Annotated in this window: 18 protein-coding genes; 9 read left to right on the top strand and 9 right to left on the bottom strand. The window is 71.4% G+C overall.

What is annotated here, in order from left to right:
• Positions 1-103: 103 nt before the first annotated feature.
• On the top strand, positions 104-1,429 hold the full coding sequence (locus ACZ53K_RS35385) for an LmeA family phospholipid-binding protein (RefSeq protein WP_468845015.1): 1,326 nt from the start codon (positions 104-106) through the stop codon (positions 1,427-1,429).
• Positions 1,430-1,491: 62 nt separating this feature from the next.
• Here ACZ53K_RS35385 and ACZ53K_RS35380 read toward each other — a convergent pair whose 3' ends face one another.
• From ACZ53K_RS35380 to ACZ53K_RS35355, 6 genes are all read right to left on the bottom strand, one after another.
• Complete coding sequence (locus tag ACZ53K_RS35380; RefSeq protein ID WP_468845012.1) at positions 1,492-3,000, bottom strand: sensor histidine kinase; 1,509 nt, start codon at positions 2,998-3,000, stop codon at positions 1,492-1,494.
• Complete coding sequence (locus ACZ53K_RS35375) at positions 2,997-3,734, bottom strand: response regulator transcription factor (protein WP_406523891.1); 738 nt, start codon at positions 3,732-3,734, stop codon at positions 2,997-2,999. The genes ACZ53K_RS35380 and ACZ53K_RS35375 overlap by 4 nt, the downstream gene beginning before the upstream one ends.
• Positions 3,735-3,904: 170 nt before the next feature.
• Complete coding sequence (locus tag ACZ53K_RS35370) at positions 3,905-4,204, bottom strand: hypothetical protein (protein WP_468845007.1); 300 nt, start codon at positions 4,202-4,204, stop codon at positions 3,905-3,907.
• Between the two features lie 56 nt (positions 4,205-4,260).
• Complete coding sequence (locus ACZ53K_RS35365) at positions 4,261-5,388, bottom strand: S1C family serine protease (protein WP_468845004.1); 1,128 nt, start codon at positions 5,386-5,388, stop codon at positions 4,261-4,263.
• An 88-nt stretch (positions 5,389-5,476) separates the two neighbouring features.
• On the bottom strand, positions 5,477-6,547 hold the full coding sequence (locus ACZ53K_RS35360) for a LacI family DNA-binding transcriptional regulator (protein ID WP_468845002.1): 1,071 nt from the start codon (positions 6,545-6,547) through the stop codon (positions 5,477-5,479).
• A 24-nt stretch (positions 6,548-6,571) separates the two neighbouring features.
• Positions 6,572-7,411: a response regulator transcription factor gene (locus ACZ53K_RS35355; protein ID WP_468844999.1), complete on the bottom strand. Its 840-nt coding sequence runs from the start codon at positions 7,409-7,411 to the stop codon at positions 6,572-6,574.
• Between the two features lie 290 nt (positions 7,412-7,701).
• On the opposite strand from ACZ53K_RS35355, the gene ACZ53K_RS35350 reads away from it, so the two are divergent.
• Entirely contained in the window at positions 7,702-8,559 is an 858-nt protein-coding gene (locus tag ACZ53K_RS35350) for an alpha/beta hydrolase (protein WP_468844997.1), read from the top strand.
• A 64-nt stretch (positions 8,560-8,623) separates the two neighbouring features.
• Here the strand turns inward: ACZ53K_RS35350 and ACZ53K_RS35345 are convergent, their stop codons facing one another.
• Complete coding sequence (locus ACZ53K_RS35345; protein WP_468845085.1) at positions 8,624-10,531, bottom strand: ABC transporter ATP-binding protein; 1,908 nt, start codon at positions 10,529-10,531, stop codon at positions 8,624-8,626.
• Between the two features lie 59 nt (positions 10,532-10,590).
• Positions 10,591-12,324: an ABC transporter ATP-binding protein gene (locus tag ACZ53K_RS35340; protein WP_468844994.1), complete on the bottom strand. Its 1,734-nt coding sequence runs from the start codon at positions 12,322-12,324 to the stop codon at positions 10,591-10,593.
• A gap of 203 nt (positions 12,325-12,527) precedes the next feature.
• Between ACZ53K_RS35340 and ACZ53K_RS35335 the strand changes: the two genes are divergently transcribed.
• The 7 genes from ACZ53K_RS35335 to ACZ53K_RS35305 all read left to right on the top strand — a co-directional run bounded on the left by ACZ53K_RS35335 (position 12,528) and on the right by ACZ53K_RS35305 (position 17,520).
• Positions 12,528-12,773: a MoaD/ThiS family protein gene (locus tag ACZ53K_RS35335; RefSeq protein WP_030021040.1), complete on the top strand. Its 246-nt coding sequence runs from the start codon at positions 12,528-12,530 to the stop codon at positions 12,771-12,773.
• An 8-nt stretch (positions 12,774-12,781) separates the two neighbouring features.
• Positions 12,782-14,326 (top strand): hypothetical protein, encoded by a 1,545-nt coding sequence (locus ACZ53K_RS35330; RefSeq protein ID WP_468844991.1) that lies wholly within the window; start codon positions 12,782-12,784, stop codon positions 14,324-14,326.
• 364 nt (positions 14,327-14,690) lie between these two features.
• Entirely contained in the window at positions 14,691-15,401 is a 711-nt protein-coding gene (locus ACZ53K_RS35325) for an LmeA family phospholipid-binding protein (RefSeq protein ID WP_468844988.1), read from the top strand.
• 256 nt (positions 15,402-15,657) lie between these two features.
• A complete protein-coding gene (locus ACZ53K_RS35320; protein ID WP_360125604.1) occupies positions 15,658-15,765 on the top strand; it encodes a putative leader peptide in 108 nt (35 codons plus the stop codon).
• 133 nt (positions 15,766-15,898) lie between these two features.
• On the top strand, positions 15,899-16,744 hold the full coding sequence (locus ACZ53K_RS35315; protein WP_468844985.1) for a sulfurtransferase: 846 nt from the start codon (positions 15,899-15,901) through the stop codon (positions 16,742-16,744).
• Between the two features lie 57 nt (positions 16,745-16,801).
• Entirely contained in the window at positions 16,802-17,092 is a 291-nt protein-coding gene (locus tag ACZ53K_RS35310; protein ID WP_468844983.1) for a DUF1416 domain-containing protein, read from the top strand.
• A 122-nt stretch (positions 17,093-17,214) separates the two neighbouring features.
• Positions 17,215-17,520: a DUF3099 domain-containing protein gene (locus tag ACZ53K_RS35305; protein ID WP_468844981.1), complete on the top strand. Its 306-nt coding sequence runs from the start codon at positions 17,215-17,217 to the stop codon at positions 17,518-17,520.
• 22 nt (positions 17,521-17,542) lie between these two features.
• Here ACZ53K_RS35305 and ACZ53K_RS35300 read toward each other — a convergent pair whose 3' ends face one another.
• Positions 17,543-17,908, bottom strand: a complete 366-nt coding sequence (locus ACZ53K_RS35300; RefSeq protein WP_468844978.1) for a DsrE family protein — start codon at positions 17,906-17,908, stop codon at positions 17,543-17,545.
• Positions 17,909-18,016 lie beyond the last annotated feature (108 nt).

The raw sequence follows: 18,016 nt of genomic DNA, 5'->3' as shown, positions 1-18,016 counted from the left end.
AATCGTCCCCCCACCAGGAACTCGGACACCAGCACAACCAGCAGCAGCGGACCGGCGATCCCCCACCGCAGCCGCACACGGAGAACAGAGCAGCACGGGCGATATGGGCGGCATAGGCGGACACGGCGGCAGCGTCGGCGGCTCGGGCGACGGGCCCGACACCCGGCAGTTCGAGAAGATCAACCCGTACGCGGACCTGGCCGCGCTCGCCGACCCCGAGCCGGAGCCCGAGCCGGACCCGCCGGCCGGGCCGCCGCCGCTGACCCGGCGCACCTACCTCAACGAGCGCGACGACAGTGACGACCCGCTGGGCCTGGGGCTGCGCTCCGACGAGGACGACCCGGACGCCTGGAAGCCACCGAACCACCGCCGCCGCAAGCGCGGGCTCAGGCGGTTCGCGGCGGTGTCGAAGACGGTCAAGCTGCTGATCGCGGTCCTGGTGTGTGTGGCGTTCCTGGCGCTGTCGGACCGCTTCGCCGTGCTGTACGCGCAGAACAAGGCCGAGGAGCAGCTGAAGAAGTCGCTGCACCTGAACGCCAACCCGGAAGTGGACATCAAGGGCTTCCCCTTCCTGACGCAGATGCTCGACAAGCGGCTGGAGCAGGTGGACGTCACCGTGCCCGACCTGGCCGCCGACCGGGTGTCGCTGGCCAAGGTCGAGGCGAGCGCGAAGGACATCCGACTCGACGGCGACCTGCCCGCTTCCATCAGCGGCGCGACGGTCGGCACCATGCGCGGCACCGTACTGCTGTCGTTCGACGACATGAACCGGGAACTGGGCGCTTCGCAGGTACGGTTCAGCGAGCTGGGCCCCAACTCCGTACGGGCCGTCGGGCAGCTGCCGATCGCCGGGCACGAACTGCGCGTCCAGGCGGAGGCGCACATCCGGCAGGCCGGGGACCGCGGCATTTCCACCGACATCAGCAATATGCGCCTGGACATCGCCGACGTGGCCGTCTACCGCCCGGGAACGGGCAAGGAGGAGGGCCTGCGACTGACCCGCAAGGCCGCGGCCGAGGTGAGCCGGCAGGCCGCCAAGGTGAAGTCACTGCTGGGCGTGCCGGCCATCGCGGAACGCATCGGCATCCCGCAGGCGACCATCGACGACGCGCTGCGCAGCGAGAAGAAGCTGCACGAGCTGACCGGCGCGCCGCGCTTCATCGAGCAGCTGATGCAGGTCAACCTCGTCGATGTGGTGGTCGACCACCCGTGGCTGCTCCAGAAGGTCGGCATCGACCCGAAGATCCTGGGCGCGCTGTCCGGGCTGACCAAGCCGCAGCTCGCCGACCGGCTGTCGCTGTCCTTCCGGCTGCCGGAGACGCCCGGTGACGTGCGACTGCGGGACATTTCCGTGGAGAAGGACGGAATCCGGGTGAAGATTTCCGGTTCCGGGCTGCCGATCGGCAGCGCCGCGAAGGGCAAGAAGTAGGCCATGGCCGCGCGGCACGCGCTCCGCGGCCACCGCCCCGGTCACCGGTCACCGGCCATCGGCTACGGCAGGTCCGGCGGTGGCGAAGCCGCTCCCGGCAGGCTCAGGAGGGCTTCCGTGCCGCCGCCCGCCGCCGCCCGCAGTTCCACCGTGCCGCCCGCCTGGTAGGCCGTACGCGCCACGATCGACAGTCCGAGGCCGCTGCCGGGGAGACTGCGGGCGGTCGGCGAGCGCCAGAACCGTTCGAAGACGTGCGGCAGTTCCTCCTCGGGGATGCCGGGGCCGTGGTCGCGCACCCGTAGTTCGCCCTTGCGCAGGCCGACCTCGACGGCGCCGTCCGCCCCGCTGAACTTCACCGCGTTGTCCAGCAGGTTGACCACCGCGCGCTCCAGGGCCGCCGGCTCTCCCCGTACGTACCAGGGGTCCAGCTCGGCGGTGATGTCCAGCGAAGGGCCGCGCAGCCGGGCGCGGCGCAGGGCCGAGTCCACGATGTCGTGCAGCGCGACGACCGGTACGGAGGCCGCGCCGCCCGGCCGGGCTTCCGGCGTGCGGGAGAGTTCCTGGAGGTCGCCGATGAGCGCGGCCAGCTCACCCATCTGCGCCTTCACCGAGGCCAGCAGCGCCTGCTTGTCCGCGGGCGGGAGCTGACGGCCGGACTGTTCACTGCGTACCAGCAGGTCGATGTTGGTGCGCAGCGAGGTCAGCGGTGTCCGCAGCTCGTGCCCGGCGTCCGCGATCAGCTGCTGCTGGAGGTCGCGGGAGGAGGCCAGCGCGGCGGTCATGGAGTTGAAGGACCGCGAGAGGCGGGCGATCTCGTCCTCGCCCTCGGCGGGGATGCGGATCGTCAAGTCCTCCGTACGGGCGACATGTTCGACGGCTTCGGTGAGCCGGTCGACGGGTTTCAGGCCCGCGCGGGCCACCCACAGGCCCGCGGTCGCGGCGCCCAGCACACCGATGCCGGTGACGATCAGCAGGATCAGCGCGAGCTGGTTGAGGGGCTCGGAGACCTGCGCCATGGGTGACGCGACGGAGATCGCGACCTGGTTGCCGCGCGCGTCGGTGATCGGCCCCTGGTACGCCCGGGTGATGACCCGCATCTCCTGGCCGTTGTTGGCCCGGGTGGTGTGCGTGGCCTCCTCGAACTGCCCCTTGGCGACCGCCATGTCCGAGTCCTGCGCCGGGATGCGGGTCTTCTCCCACGAGGTGCAGACGGTGCCGTCGGCCGTCACGATCTGGATCGTGTACGGGGTGGGCAGCTGCAGCCGCGCGTCGCCCGGCAGCGGGCTGTTGCACTTGGTGCGCAGGGCCTCCACGTACTGGGCGGGGATGTCCTTCGCCTGCTGGCTCAGCGTCTCGTCGAGCTGCTCGGTGAGCCGGTCCCGGGTCACCAGCCAGCAGGCGGCGGCCGAGGCGGCCACGGCGATCGCGACAGCGACGGCGGTGAGCATGGCCAGCCGGGAGCGCAGCGGGAGCTGCCGGTAGCGGTGCACGGCGCGGTCCTTCAGGCCGGGGCGCGGCCCGGCACCGCCGTCGGGCGGCGCGCCGGTGCCCGAAGCCGGGGCGTCGGTCATTCGGCGCCGCCCTCGGCGCGCAGTACGTACCCGACCCCGCGCACCGTGTGCACCAGTCGCGGCTCGCCGCCCGCCTCCGTCTTGCGGCGCAGGTACATGACGTACACGTCCAGGGAGTTGGAGGTCGGTTCGAAGTCGAAGCCCCAGACGGCCTTCAGGATCTGCTCGCGGGTGAGGACCTGGCGCGGGTGCGCGAGGAACATCTCCAGCAGCGTGAATTCGGTACGGGTCAGCTCGACCAGCCGTCCGCCGCGGGTCACCTCCCGCGTCGCCAGGTCCATCCGCAGGTCGGCGAAGGTCAGCGCGTCGCCCTCGGCGGGCTGCGCGCCGGCCGCCGCCGCGTACGAGCTGCGGCGCAGCAGTGCGCGGATACGGGCCAGCAGCTCGTCCAGCTCGAAGGGCTTGACCAGGTAATCGTCGGCGCCCGCGTCCAGTCCGGTGACCCGGTCGCCGACCGTGTCGCGGGCGGTCAGCATCAGGATCGGTACGGTCACGCCGCTCGCGCGCAGCCGGCGGGCGGCCGTCAGCCCGTCCATCCGGGGCATCAGCACGTCCAGCACGATCAGTTCGGGGTCGTACGAGGCGACCTTCTCGACCGCGTCGAGCCCGTCGACGGCCTGCTCGGTCCCGTACCCCTCGAAGGCGAGGGAGCGCTGCAGCGCCTCCCGGACGGCCGGCTCGTCGTCGACGATCAGGATGCGGGCGGGCTGATCACCGTGCTCGGCGGGACTCATCGCTGTGACTACCTCGGGTGTGGGTGTGGCCGGCTGACCGGGGATTCCGCGGTCCTGCCTGTCAGCCTTGCACGTCGGCGGCCCGGGCATGCCGCTCGGCACGGTTTGGTCGGTGCTCCGCATGGCGCCCGGTGCGCGGGGCGCGTCGCGGGGGTACGGGGGCGCGCCGGTCATCTCCGGGCTGCGGCCCTGGGCTGCCGGGCCGTACCCGCCGCGCCGGTCCGCTTGGGGCGCGGGCGGGCTGCCGCGGCGACCTCCGTGGGGCGCGCGGTGCGTGCCCCCGCCACCCGGGCGTCGGCCTCGGCCAGGTCGAGGGCCAGGTCCAGGTCGGCAGGGCCGGTACGGGCGTCCGCGCCGTGGTCGACGGACAGCACTCCGGCGCTGTGCCGTTCGCCGCCCGCGCTCCAGGCGATGACGGCCGCGACGGCGCGCCGGGCGCGGTGGACCGGGACGGTGATCTTGCTGGCCATGGTGGCCTCCTCGTACGTGCGTGAGGTTCGGGGCGAGGGAGGGGGTGACCCGTGCCTCAGCTCTTGCTGCTGCCGCCCGCCCGCAGGTTGGCGAGGTCCGCCTTGACGGTGTTGATCGGGATGGCGAAGCCGAGGCCGACGCTCCCCGCCGAGCTGCTGCCCTGGGCGGAACTCGGCGAGTACATCGCGGAGTTGATGCCGATGATCTGGCCCTTCATGTCGATCAGCGCGCCGCCGGAGTTGCCGGGGTTCAGGGCCGCGTCGGTCTGGATGGCCTTGTAGGTGGTCTTCGACTGGCCGGTGTCGCCGTTGTACTGGTTGCCGCCGAACTCGAACGGCCACCGGGGGCTGCCCTGCTCCTGCTGCTGCTGTCCCTCGTCCTTGGGGACCGTCACATCGCGCTTGAGGGCGGAGACGATGCCGCTGGTGACCGAGCCGGTGAGCCCTTCGGGCGAGCCGATCGCCACGACCTCGTCGCCGACCGTCAGGTTGTCGGAGTTGCCGAGCGAGGCGGTGGTGAGGTTTTTGGCGCCCTTGACCTTGATCAGCGCGAGGTCCTTGTCCGGGTCGGTGCCCACCACGTCGGCCTGCTTCTTGCTGCCGTCGCTGAAGGTGACCTCGACCGAGGACGCGCCGGCCACCACGTGGTTGTTGGTGACGATCTCGCCGTCCGGCGTGATGACCACGCCGGAGCCGGTGGACTCGCCGCTCTGCGTCCGCGCCTTGATCTCGACTATGGCGGGGGTGACGGCCTTGGCCACCGCGGAGACGCTGCCGCTGCTCTTGGCGGAGCCCGCGTTGACGGCCGGGGTGGTGGTGCCGGTCTGCTGCTGGTCGGTGGCGCTGCCGATGAGGGCGGCGCTGCCGCCGCCGATGAGACCGGAGGCGAGCGCCACGGCCGCGATCAGCGCGACGGGACGGCGGGCCCGGCGGCGCGGCGCGGGGGCGTCGGTGCCGTCGGGGCCTTCCGGTCCACCCGGTCCGCCGGAGCCGCCCGGTCCTCCGAAGCCGGGGGTTCCGGGGCCCGCGGGGGTGCCGGCCGCCGCCTGCGGCGCGCTGTACGGCGGGTGGGACGGCGGTGCCGGGTAGCCCGCCCCGCTCGTCCCGCCCGGCGCCTGCGGCCCGTGGGCGTAACCCTGGTACTGAGGAGTCTCGTCGCCGCTTCGGCGGTAGGTCTCGGTCATGTACCCGACTGTGCGAGGTGACCATGAGAACCGTCTGAGAACGCCCTGAGAGGCCCGACAGAAGTCGGTATGCCCGGTGTAAGGAAGATCAGCTACGGGCCGCGCGCTCGACGCTCGGCACCGAGCCGGCGGGGGCCGGACCGCAGCCGCACGACCCCCGGACCACCAGCCGCGCCGGGAACAGCCGCAGCCGCTCGCGCCGCGATCCGACCACCCGCAGACCGTCGTCCAGCACCAGGTCGACGGCGGCCCGGGCCATCGCCTCCCGGTCGGAGGCGACCGTGGTCAGCGGCGGGTCGGTCAGCGCGGCTTCCTTGACGTCGTCGAAACCGGCCACCGCCAGTTCGCCCGGTACGTCGATGCGCAGCTCGCGGGCGGCCCGCAGGACGCCGATCGCCTGGTCGTCGGTGGCGCACATGATGGCCGGCGGCCGGTCCGGGCCGGCGAGCAGGCCGAGGGCGACCTTGTACGCGTCGTAGCGGTTGTACGGCGCCTGAAAATAGCGCCCTTCGAGCGACTTTCCGGACTCCTCCATCGCCCGGCGCCAGCCCTCCAGGTGATCGGTCACCGGGTCGCCGGACTTCGGGGTCTCCTCCGTGCCGCCGAGGAAGGCGACGTACGGATGGCCGTGCTCCAGCAGATGCCGGGTCGCCAGCTGCGCGCCGCCGACGTCGTCCGTCATCACGGCCACGTCGTCGATGGCGTCCGGCCGCCGGTGTAGCAGCACCACCCGGGCGTCCCAGGCGTCGATCTCGGCCGCCGCGTGCTCGCTGGGCCCCTGGCTGATCAGGATCAGCCCGGCCACCCGCATCCCCAAGAAAGCGCGCAAATAGTGCACTTCGCGCTCGTCGAGATAGTCGGCGTTGCCGACCAGGACCATCTTTCCGCGCTCGGCGGCAGCCTGCTCGACGGCGTGCGCCATCTCCGCGAAGAACGGCTGCCGGGTGTCCGGCACGATCAGTCCTATGAGGTCCGTGCGCCGGGACGCCATCGCCTGCGCGACCCGGTCCGGGCGGTACCCCAGCTCCTTGATCGCGGCGAGCACCCGCTCGCGCGTGGCCGGGGCGACCGGCCTCGGTCCGTTGTTGATGACGTAACTCACCACGGCGGTCGAGGTACCCGCCAGTTTTGCCACATCATCCCGCGTCACCTTGGCCACGCGCGGCAGTCTACGCGGGTGGCCTCAGCTCTTGGCAGGCCGAGCGACGGCGGCTTCCATCCCGGCACCGGCGCGCGAGGTCGCGGAACGGCGCGCGCCCGCGCCCGCGCCGTCCTCCGGGCCGTCACCGTTCGCCGACGCCCGGCCGCCGCGCTTGCCCTGCGACTCCTTGTCCTCCGCCGCGCGCTCCGGCTTCTCCGGCGTCACGAAGCGGTAGCCGACGTTGCGCACGGTGCCGATCAGCGACTCGTGCTCGGGGCCCAGCTTTGCGCGGAGCCGCCGCACGTGTACGTCGACCGTGCGCGTACCGCCGAAGTAGTCGTAGCCCCAGACCTCTTGCAGCAGCTGGGCGCGGGTGAAGACCCGGCCCGGGTGCTGCGCCAGGTACTTCAGCAGCTCGAACTCCTTGAAGGTCAGGTCCAGGACCCGGCCCTTGAGCTTGGCGCTGTAGGTCGCCTCGTCCACCGACAGGTCGCCGTTGCGGATCTCCGTCGGGCAGTCGTCGACGGTGATCTGCTGGCGGCCCATGGCCAGCCGCAGCCGGGCCTCGACCTCGGCGGGGCCCGCGGTGTCGAGCAGTACGTCGTCGATGCCCCAGTCCGCGGTGACGGCGGCCAGGCCGCCCTCGGTCACCACCAGCACCAGGGGGCAGCCGGGTCCGGTGGACCGCAGCAGCTGGCACAGCGACCGTACGTGCGGCAGGTCGCGCCGCCCGTCGATCAGTATGACGTCGGCCCCGGGGGTGTCCACCAGGGCCGGGCCCTCGGCGGGGGCGACCCGGACGCTGTGCAGCAGCAGGCCGAGCGCGGGGAGCACCTCCGTCGAGGGCTGGAGGGCGTTGGTCAGGAGCAGCAGCGAACTCATCGCCGATCACCCGCCCGGGTTCCGGCCGGCCGTTTACCGCCCTTGTTGTCCTGCACGCTTCGCTCGCCCATTACGTCTGGTTCCTCCTCGGTCCCTGCGAACGGGGCCCCTCCCATGCCCGTCCTGGCCATGGGGGCGTATGCGGCACTGCTTCGTACGGGTGGCTCCCGAGGCCCCTGGGGGCCCTGTGGAGCGCCGGTGCGCTCATCCGCGCGTGAACGCGGGTGAAAGCACAAAAGGACCCGGGGGCAACGCTGCCCGGATCCTTCTTGCCCAGCAGAATAGCCCACATGACTTCCGGACCCGAGGCCGATTTTGCGCGATCTTGTGTTCCGTCGATCACAACGAGTGGCCGGCGCACGTCGTTGTTGACGGAGGACGGGGTCCGGATCGACGCCGTGTACACGCCCCGGCGCGCCCCCTCGGGCACCCCTGCGGACGACCTCGCCATCGTGCTCGCGCACGGCTTCACCGGAGCACTGGAACGGCCCGCGCTGCGCCGCGCCGCCGGGGTCTTCGCCCAGCGTGCGGCCGTGATCACGTTCTCCTTCCGCGGGCACGGGCGGTCCGGCGGGAGCTCCACGGTCGGCGACCGGGAGGTGCTGGACCTGGCCGCGGCGGTCGGCTGGGCACGCGCCCTGGGCCACCGCCGGGTGGCCACCGTGGGATTCTCCATGGGCGGCTCGGTCGCCCTGCGGCACGCCGCGCTGTACGGAGGGGCGCGCGAGGGGCGCACGGATGCGCGTACCGACATGGTGGTGTCGGTGAGTGCTCCCGCGCGGTGGTTCTACCGGGGTACGGCCTCGATGCGCAGGCTGCACTGGGTGGTGACGCGGCCCACGGGACGCCTGGTGTCACGCCTGGGGCTGCGGACCCGTATCCACCCGGAGGACTGGGACCCCGTACCGCTCTCCCCCGTGGCGGCCGTCCCGCGCATCGCTCCCACCCCGCTGCTCGTCGTGCACGGCGACCGCGACCCGTACTTCCCGCTGGACCATCCGCGGATGCTCGCCGCAGCGGCCGACCCGGCGACCAGCGACCTGTGGCTGGAGCGCGGCTTCGGCCACGCGGAGAACGCGGCGCCCGGGGAACTGCTCGAACGGATCGCGGCGTGGACGGCCGAACGGGTGGCGGAACAGCCGGCCTGATCATGACGACGGCCCGTACCGGAAAGGTACGGGCCGCCGCTCACCGGGCTTCAGGCACCGGTCCTCACTCCGCCTCGACCTCCGCCAGCGGCTCGGCGAACTGCGCCGCGTAGAGCTTCGCGTAGGCACCGTCCGCGGCCAGCAGGGCGTCGTGCGTGCCCTGCTCCACGATCGCGCCGGACTCCATGACCAGGATCAGGTCCGCGTCGCGGATGGTGGACAGCCGGTGCGCGATCACGAAGCTGGTGCGGCCGGTGCGCAGCTGCGCCATGGCGTGCTGGATGAGCACCTCGGTACGGGTGTCGACCGAGCTGGTGGCCTCGTCCAGGACCAGGATCGCCGGCTCGGCGAGGAAGGCCCGGGCGATGGTGATCAGCTGCTTCTCGCCCACCGAGACGTTGGCGCCCTCGTCGTCGATCACGGTGTCGTACCCGTTCGGGAGCGTACGGACGAAACGGTCCACGTGGGTGGCCTTCGCCGCCTCGATGATCTTGTCCATCGAGGTGCCCTCGGGGGCGCCGTAGGCGATGTTCTCGGCGATGGTGCCGCCGAAGAGCCAGGTGTCCTGGAGGACCATGCCGATGTTGGCGCGCAGGTCCTCGCGGGTCATCGCCTGGATGTCCACGCCGTCCAGGGTGATCCGGCCGCCGCGCACCTCGTAGAACCGCATCAGCAGGTTGACCAGCGTGGTCTTGCCCGCGCCGGTCGGGCCGACGATCGCGACCGTCTGGCCCGGGTGGACGGCCAGCGACAGGTCGTCGATCAGCGGCCTGTCGTCCTCGTAGCGGAAGGAGACGTCCTCGAAGACGACATGCCCGCTGACGTGCTCGGGGCGCTGCGGCTCGGCGGCGTCCGGCTCCTGCTCGTCGGCGTCCAGCAGCTCGAAGACCCGCTCCGCCGAGGCGACACCCGACTGCACCAGGTTGGCCATCGAGGCGACCTGGGTGAGCGGCTGGCTGAACTGCCGGGAGTACTGGATGAACGCCTGCACGTCACCGATGGACAGCGCGCCGGACGCCACGCGCAGGCCGCCGACCACCGCCACCAGGACGTAGTTCAGGTTGCCGATGAACATCATCGCGGGCTGGATGATCCCGGAGATGAACTGGGCCCTGAACCCCGCTTCGTACAGCGCGTCGTTCTGCTTGCGGAACAGCTCGGCGGACTCCTTCTGGCGGCCGAAGACCTTCACCAGGGAGTGGCCGGTGTACATCTCCTCGATGTGCGCGTTGAGCTTGCCGGTGGTCTTCCACTGCTGGACGAACTGGGGCTGCGCCCGCTTGCCGACCTTGGTGGCAACGACGATCGAGACCGGCACCGTGACCAGCGCGACCAGCGCCAGCAGCGGCGAGATCCAGAACATCATCGCCAGCACCCCGACGATGGTCAGCAGCGAGCCGACGATCTGGCTCAGGGTCTGCTGGAGCGTCTGCGCGATGTTGTCGATGTCGTTGGTGGCGCGGGAGAGCACCTCGCCGCGCGCCTGCTTGTCGAAGTAGCGCAGCGGCAGCCGCGCCAGCTTCTCCTCCACCTGCTCGCGCATCCGGAAGACGGTGCGCTGGACGACGACGGTGGCGATCCGGGCCTGTACGAAGCCGAAGAGCGAGGCACCGAGGTAGATCAGGAACACCCACATCAGCACCACGCCGACGGCGCCGAAGTCGATGCCCTGGCCGGGCACCACCGGCATCGTGCCGAGCATGTCGGCCAGCCCGTTCTCGCCCTGCGCGCGCAGCTGCGTGACGGCCTCGGCCTTGCTGATGCCGTCGGGAAGCCGCCGGCCGACGATGCCCGCCATGATCAGGTCGGTGGCGTGGCCGAGGACCTTGGGAGCCACCACGGACAGCGCGACGCTCAGCACGCCCAGCGCCACCGCCGCCCACATGATCGCCTGCTCGGGCTTCATCTGCCGCAGCAGCCGCAGGCCGGACCCGCGGAAGTCCATGACCTTCTCGGTGGGCTGGCCGCCCATCATGCGCGCGGGACCGGCGGCCGGTGCGGGGCCGCGCTGCTGCGGGGCCTTCTGGCTGGTCACGCCGCCTCCTGCTCGGTGAGCTGGGAGAGCACGATCTCCCGGTAGGTCTCGTTGTCCGCCATCAGCTCGGCGTGCGTGCCGGTGCCGACCACCCGGCCCTCGTCCAGGACGACGATGCGGTCGGCGCCGCGGATGGTGGAGACGCGCTGGGCGACGATCACGACGGTGGCCCGGTCGGTCTCCCGGGCCAGCGCGGCCCGCAGGGCGGCGTCCGTGGCGTAGTCCAGGGCCGAGAAGGAGTCGTCGAACAGGTAGATCTCCGGCTTGCGCACCAGCGCCCGCGCGATGGCCAGACGCTGCCGCTGCCCGCCGGAGACGTTGCCGCCGCCCTGCGCGATCGGCGCGTCCAGACCGCCCTCCATGCGCTCGACGAAGTCGCGGGCCTGCGCGGTCCCCAGCGCGTGCCACAGCTCCTCGTCGGTCGCGTCCGGGTTGCCGTAGCGCAGGTTCGTGGCGACGGTCCCGGAGAAGAGGTACGGCTTCTGGGGTACGAGGCCGATGGCGGTGGCCAGCGTCTCGGGGGCGAGGGTGCGCACGTCCACGCCGTCCACCAGGACCGCGCCGCCCGTCGCGTCGAACAGCCGCGGCACCAGGCCCAGAAGAGTGGACTTGCCGCTGCCGGTCGAGCCGATGACGGCGGTGGTCTCCCCGGGGAGCGCGGTCAGCGAGATGTCCTTGAGGACCGGCTCCTCGGCGCCCGGGAAGCGGAACTCGACGCCCCGCAGTTCCAGTTCGCCGTGCCGGCGCAGCTCGGTGACCGGCGCCTTCGGCGGGGTGACGCTGGTGTCGGTGGCCAGCACCTCCTGGATGCGCTCGGCGCAGACCTCGGCGCGCGGCAGCATCATCACCATGAACGTCGCCATCATGATCGACATGAGGATGTACATCAGATAGCTGAGGAAGGCGGTCAGCGCGCCGATCTGCATCCCGCCACTGTCGATGCGGTACCCGCCGAACCAGACGACGGCCACGCTCGACACATTCACCACCAGCATGACCAGCGGGAACATCAGCGACATCAGCCGGCCGGCGCGCAGCGACACGTCGTACAGCTCGTGGTTGGCGCCCGCGAAACGCTCGCGCTCGTACCGGTCACGGACGAAGGCACGGATCACCCGGATGCCGGTGATCTGCTCGCGCAGCACCCGGTTGACGGTGTCGATACGGTCCTGCACACCGCGGAACAGCGGACGCATCCGGCGGACGATCAGCGCCACGAGGATCCCCAGCACCGGGACGATGACCAGGATCAGGGCGGACAGCGGCACGTCCTGGTTGAGCGCCATCACCACCCCGCCGACACACATGATGGGCGCCGCCACCATCATCGTGAACGTCATCAGGACCAGCATCTGGACCTGCTGCACGTCGTTGGTGGTACGGGTGATCAGGGACGGCGCGCCGAACCTGCCCACCTCGCGGGAGGAGAAGGACTGCACCCGGTCGAAGACCGCTGCCCGGATGTCACGGCCCAGCGCCATGGCCGTACGGGCGCCGAAGTAGACGGCGCCGATCGAGCAGACGATCTGCAGAAGTGTCACGGCGATCATCACGCCGCCGAGGCTCAGGATGTAGCCCATGTCCCCCTTGACGACACCGTTGTCGATGATGTCGGCGTTCAGGGTGGGCAGATAGAGGGTCGCCAGCGTCTGCACGAGCTGGAGCAGCACGATCAGGGATATGGGGCGCATATGGGGCCGCAGATGCGCCCGCGCCAATCGGACCAACACCTTTCGAGCCTATGCGAGCCCTCTCCCGCGGCAATCGAATTTCCCTGCGTCAGTTGGACAGCACCGGATGTTTTGCCAGAACTTGTCCGGACAACCGCCGGACTTGCCCGGAACGGGGCCCGGCGCGGCGTACGCCATCATGGAGCCCCTGACGACGCACGACGAACGACGATGAAGAGGCCGCCGTGACAACAACTGGCACCGTGCGCTACTGGGCCGCGGCCAAGGCCGCCGCCGGCACCGCCGAGGAGCCGTACGCGGCGGCGACACTCGCCGAGGCACTGGCCGCGGCACGCGAGCGGCACGCCGCGAACCCCGAGTTCGCCCGCGTCCTGCTGCGGTGCTCGTTCCTGGTGGACGGCGACCCGGTCGGCGGCCGCGACCACGCGGCCGTCCGGCTGGCCGAGGGCGGCACCGTCGAGGTCCTGCCGCCGTTCGCGGGAGGATGAGCGAGACCATGAGCGAGAACCAGTCGCACAATCCGTACGGTTCCTACGACCCGTACCAGCCACAGGACCAGCAGCAGCAACACCAGCAGCCCGCGGACGGCACACCGCCTCCGTACGAGGCGCACGGGTCCTATGAGACCGACGGTGCGCACGGGGCACCTCCGGCGCAGTCCTACGGCGGGTACGACGGCATGTACGGCCAGCAGCCCCAGCAGGGCTACGGACAGCAGCCGCAACAGCAGCAGCCGCAGTACGGGCACCAGGCATACGGAAGCCAGCCGTACGACCGGCAGCAGCACCCCCAGCAACACCCCCAGCAGACCTACGACACCTACGGGCAGCCGCAGCAGGCATCCTGGCCCGCGGCCGCCGGACAGCAGCAGCAGACCGGCCAGTACGGACAGCAGAGCCAAACCGGTCAGTCCGGCCAGTACCCCACCGGCCCCGGCGGCGGTCCCTCCTACGGCCAGAACCCGCCCGGAGGCGCCTCGTACGGGCACGACGCCCACGCGACGGGCGGTGGCGGCCACGAGGACCCGCAGACCCAGATCTGGACGGCGCCGACCTGGGACACCAGCGTCCAGCTGCCCGTCATGGGCGCGCCGGACCCGTCGAACGCGGCGGCTCCGGACCCGGCCGCCGCCGAGACCGCGTACCTGCCGAAGCAGAGCCCGGCACCGGCCGCACCCCGCGACCCGCAGCCCCAGCCGCGGGCCCAGCACCGGGCACACGGCCAGCATCGGTCCGCACCGGAACCCGAGCGGCCCGCCGCCGAATCCGCGCCCGACCTGTCACGGCTCGCCCCCAACCAGCGCGCCCGCGCCGAAGGCCGCTCGCCGATCATCGCGCCCGGACTCCAGCCCGCCGCGAGCACCGCCGCGCTGGCCCTGCTCCTCGCCCTCGCCGCCCCGCTGCCCCGGGCCGCCCTGATGGTGCCGGTGCTGCTCCTCCAGGCCGTCACCGCCGCGGGCTGGTTCCGCCTCAACGGCATGTGGCCGGCCCGGCAAGGCATCGCCCTCGCCTTCCTGGCGGGCGTCACCACCGATATCGCGCTGCTGGCCACGGACCGCGACCAGGCACCCGTGGTCGCCATCGGCACCCTCGGCGTCTGGTGCCTGTTCATCCTGATCCTCCAGCTCCGCAACCGCAGCAGCGCGGACGAACGGATGTACGCACTGACCGCCGGCCTCACCTCCACCGCCCTCGCGGTGCTGGCCGCCGGCCAGCTCGCCGCCACGGCCAACGCGGTGTCGGTGGGCTGCGTCGCGGTCGCCGTGACCACCCTCGCCCGCGCGCTGCCGCTGCCCCAGCCCGCGTCCCTCGTCGTCGCCCTGCTGGGCGGCGCAGGCGCAGGCATCGCAACCGGCCAGCTCACCGGCCTGGGCGCCTCCGGCGCCCTGCTGGGCCTGGCAGCAGGCGGCTGCGCCCTGATCGGCCTCCGCGTAGCCAGCTACGACTACCCGTCCCGCTTCGTCCACATGACAGCGGGCGTGGCTCTCCCGCTGACACTGGCAACCCCGGCGATCTATGTGTTGGGGCGCGCGCTGGCGTAGGGGACGGTTCGGCGGGCCCGCAATTACTTACGGGCCCGCCATTTCCTTATGGGCCTGCCCATTCCCAGTCCAGCCACCAAGCCCGGCCCGCCACAATCAAGCCCATACGGACACTGAGGGCCGGTCCCAGCCACTTCGAGCCCGTCCGGCGCTTGAGGACACAGTGACCGGCGCCAAAGCCGGTCCGCAGCCCGCGGGCGCCCCCAGCCCGCAGCCCCATCCGGGCGCGCTCGTGCCGCAGGCACCCCAGGCCACGGAAAAACACCGGCCCCAACAGGCCGGTTAGGCTCGGGCGCAACCGACCGGGGGTCCGACCCGGAAGATCCGGGCCGATTTCGGCCCCACGCCTGGGGGTAGTGGTTCGATGCGCGCACTGCGAGTGCTGTTGGTGATCGTCGTGATACTCGGCGGCTTGTTCGTGGCCGCCGACCGGGTGGCCGTGAACATCGCCGAGGACAAGGCCGCGGACAAGATCCGCAGCAGCCAGGGCCTGGATCGTGCGCCGGAGGTGTCGATCACCGGTTTCCCGTTCCTGACGCAGGTCGCGGGCCGCAGCCTGGACCAGGTCGACGCCAAGATCGACGGCCTGAACGCCACGGCGGAGGGGCACACGCTGCGTATCCAGGAGCTGGCGGCGCAGTTCCACGACGTCAAGCTGACCAGCGACTACACCTCGATCGAGAGCGCCGCGAGCGCCACCGGCGAGGCCCGTGTCTCGTATGCGGACCTGACCACCGCCTCGGGCAAGAACGTCAAGGTGAGCTACGGCGGCGAGAAGAACGGCAAGAGCCAGGTGAAGATCTCGCCTAACCTGCCGAACCTGCCGATGCTGAACTCGCTGGAGGTGACCGGCACGGTGAGCGTCGTGAACGGCGACACCGTGCGGCTGCGTGCCGACACGCTCCCGGCCCTGTGTTCCCAGCTGTCCGCCTGCCGTGACCAGATCCGTTCGCAGACCGATCACGAGTGGAAGCTGAACCGGCTGCCCGGTGGTCTGAAGCTGGACAAGGTGGTGTCGACGCGGGAGGGCATCTCGATCTCGGCCAGCGGTACGAACGTCAAGCTCCCCGGCTGACCGTCCACGGCGTCGTCCGGCCGGGTCGCCCCCCACGCCCGGCCGCCGATATCGGCACGTATCACCACGCATCACCCGGCCGTCCATGCAGTGAGACGCCGCGTCCCGTACGCCAGACCCCCACCGGCGCCCGGGCTGCGGCGGCACGGCCCGCACCTCTCCTCCACTCCACCCGCGTACCGCCATGCGGACCAACGCGTCTCAGCATCCGACACACCGGTGACACGTCCGGTCGCCCCTCCCTACGATCGGTCGCATGCAGAGCTCTCTGAGCGGTTCCCGTTCGCGGGGACAGGCGAATCTCACGAAGCGGCGGGCAGTCGACCTGTGCCGCGTCGCCGCCATGCTCTGTCGCACTGCCTGACGGGCGATCTCTCCCCCGTCCCCGCCCGGCCCGCTGAGGCCACCCCTGCCACTTCTTTGACGCAGCGCCGCGCCCCCGCCCGCAGCGCGCACCGGCGTACGCGTGTTCCGTAACTGCCCCGGAGGAGAACGACATGAGCCGTAGCGACGTCCTGGTGGACGCCGACTGGGTCGAGGCCCACATCGACGACCCGAAGGTGGTCATCGTCGAGGTCGACGAGGACACCTCGGCCTACGACAAGAACCACATCAAGAACGCCGTCCGCATCGACTGGCAGAAGGACCTCCAGGACCCGGTGCGCCGCGACTTCGTCGACCAGGCGGGCTTCGAGAAGCTGCTCTCCGCGAAGGGCATCGCCAACGACGACACCGTCGTCCTCTACGGCGGCAACAACAACTGGTTCGCCTCGTACGCGTACTGGTACTTCAAGCTGTACGGCCACGACAGCGTCAAGCTGCTCGACGGCGGCCGCAAGAAGTGGGAGCTGGACTCGCGCGACCTGGTCGACGGCTCGCAGGTGCCCAACCGCCCACAGACCGACTACAAGGCGAAGGCCCAGGACACCTCCATCCGCGCCTTCCGTGACGACGTCGTCGCCGCGATCGACAACCTGAACCTGGTCGACGTGCGCTCCCCCGACGAGTTCAGCGGCAAGCTGCTCGCCCCGGCGCACCTCCCGCAGGAGCAGTCGCAGCGCCCCGGCCACGTGCCGAGCGCCCGCAACATCCCGTGGTCGAAGAACGCCAACGACGACGGCACCTTCAAGTCGGACGACGAGCTCAAGGCGCTCTACGAGACCGAGAACGTGGACCTGGCGAAGGACACCATCGCCTACTGCCGCATCGGCGAGCGCTCGGCGCTCACCTGGTTCGTGCTGCACGAGCTGCTCGGCCAGGCCAACGTCAAGAACTACGACGGGTCCTGGACCGAGTACGGCTCGCTGGTCGGCGTGCCGATCGAGCTCGGCGCCGCGAAGTAAGCGCACCGCGCAGTACCGCCTCCCCCGTACCCCTCAACCCACCAAGGAAGTACCCATATGTGTGGAGCACAGGCCGGCGGCCCGGACGCTTCGACGATCAAGCCGGGCGAGACCACGATCCAGGGCAGCGTGACCCGCGACGGCCAGCCCGTCACCGGTTACGTGCGGCTGCTGGACAGCACCGGCGAGTTCACCGCCGAGGTCCCGACCTCGGCGACCGGGCAGTTCCGCTTCTACGCCGCCGAGGGCACCTGGACGCTGCGCGCCCTGGTCCCGGGCGCGACCGCGAAGGACCGTACCGTCGTCGCGGAGCACGGTGGTCTCGCGGAGGTCGCCATCGCCGTCTGACGACGGCGGACGAACGTACGCACGTACGGCCGACGGGCCGCACCCCAGGGGTTTGGACGCCTTGGCCGGGGGTGCGGCCCGCCGCGCTTCCCAGCCGTCCCGGCCGGATCTACGGTGGAACCATGTCCGCGCACCAGCGTCCGCCCGCGCAGCGCCGGCACCGCCGGTACTTCGTCCTGATGGGTGTGTGCATCGCCCTGTTCGTCCTGGCGTGGGGCGTCGTACGGCTGTGGTCCGTACCGGCGGCCGTGGCGATGTGCGTGGTCGCCATGGTCATTCCGCCGTTCGCAGCGATCATCGGCAACCGGCGGGAGCCGGGTGAACGCTGGTGGGACGAGTCCGGCGATCCGGAGTCGGACCGCTGGTGGCGCGAGATCGACGACCGCGGCCACGGCTCCGACTCCGGTTCCGGCTCGGGGCGCCGCTGAGCCGCGCCCCGGCCCGCCCGCCTCAGTAGACGAGCGCCTGCACCCCGTCCGGCATGACCTCGCTCACGAACACCTGCGCTCCGGCGATCCGGGCGCCCTCGATGAGGTCCTTCTCCTCGATGTCCCGGCGCGCCGCGCACTGCGTGCACACCGTGATGGTGCCGCCGCCCGCCGTGATCGATCCGATCAGGTCCGGCAGCGGCGCCGCGTGCGGCAGCTCGAACTCCGCCGCGCGCCCCGGCAGCGCGAACCACGCCGACTCCCCGGTCAGCCACAGCGAGACCTGCACCCCGCTGGCCACGGCCACCGCCGCCACCGTGAACGCCTGCGAGCACCGCTCGGGGGCGTCAGCGCCCGCCGTCACCTTGATCACCAGCTTCTTCGCCATACCCGCACTCTAGGCGCGCGGCGGACCTCACAGCGCTGCCTCCGGCCACGGCGACTAGACTCGCTTCCGGTCCGTAACACCTCACTCCGTCCGAGGAGCGCGCTCGTG

It is taken from the genome of Streptomyces sp. NPDC033221 (genome assembly GCF_055577005.1).
Note: the sequence above shows the minus strand (reverse complement) of the source record. Positions and strands in the feature narration are given on the sequence as shown.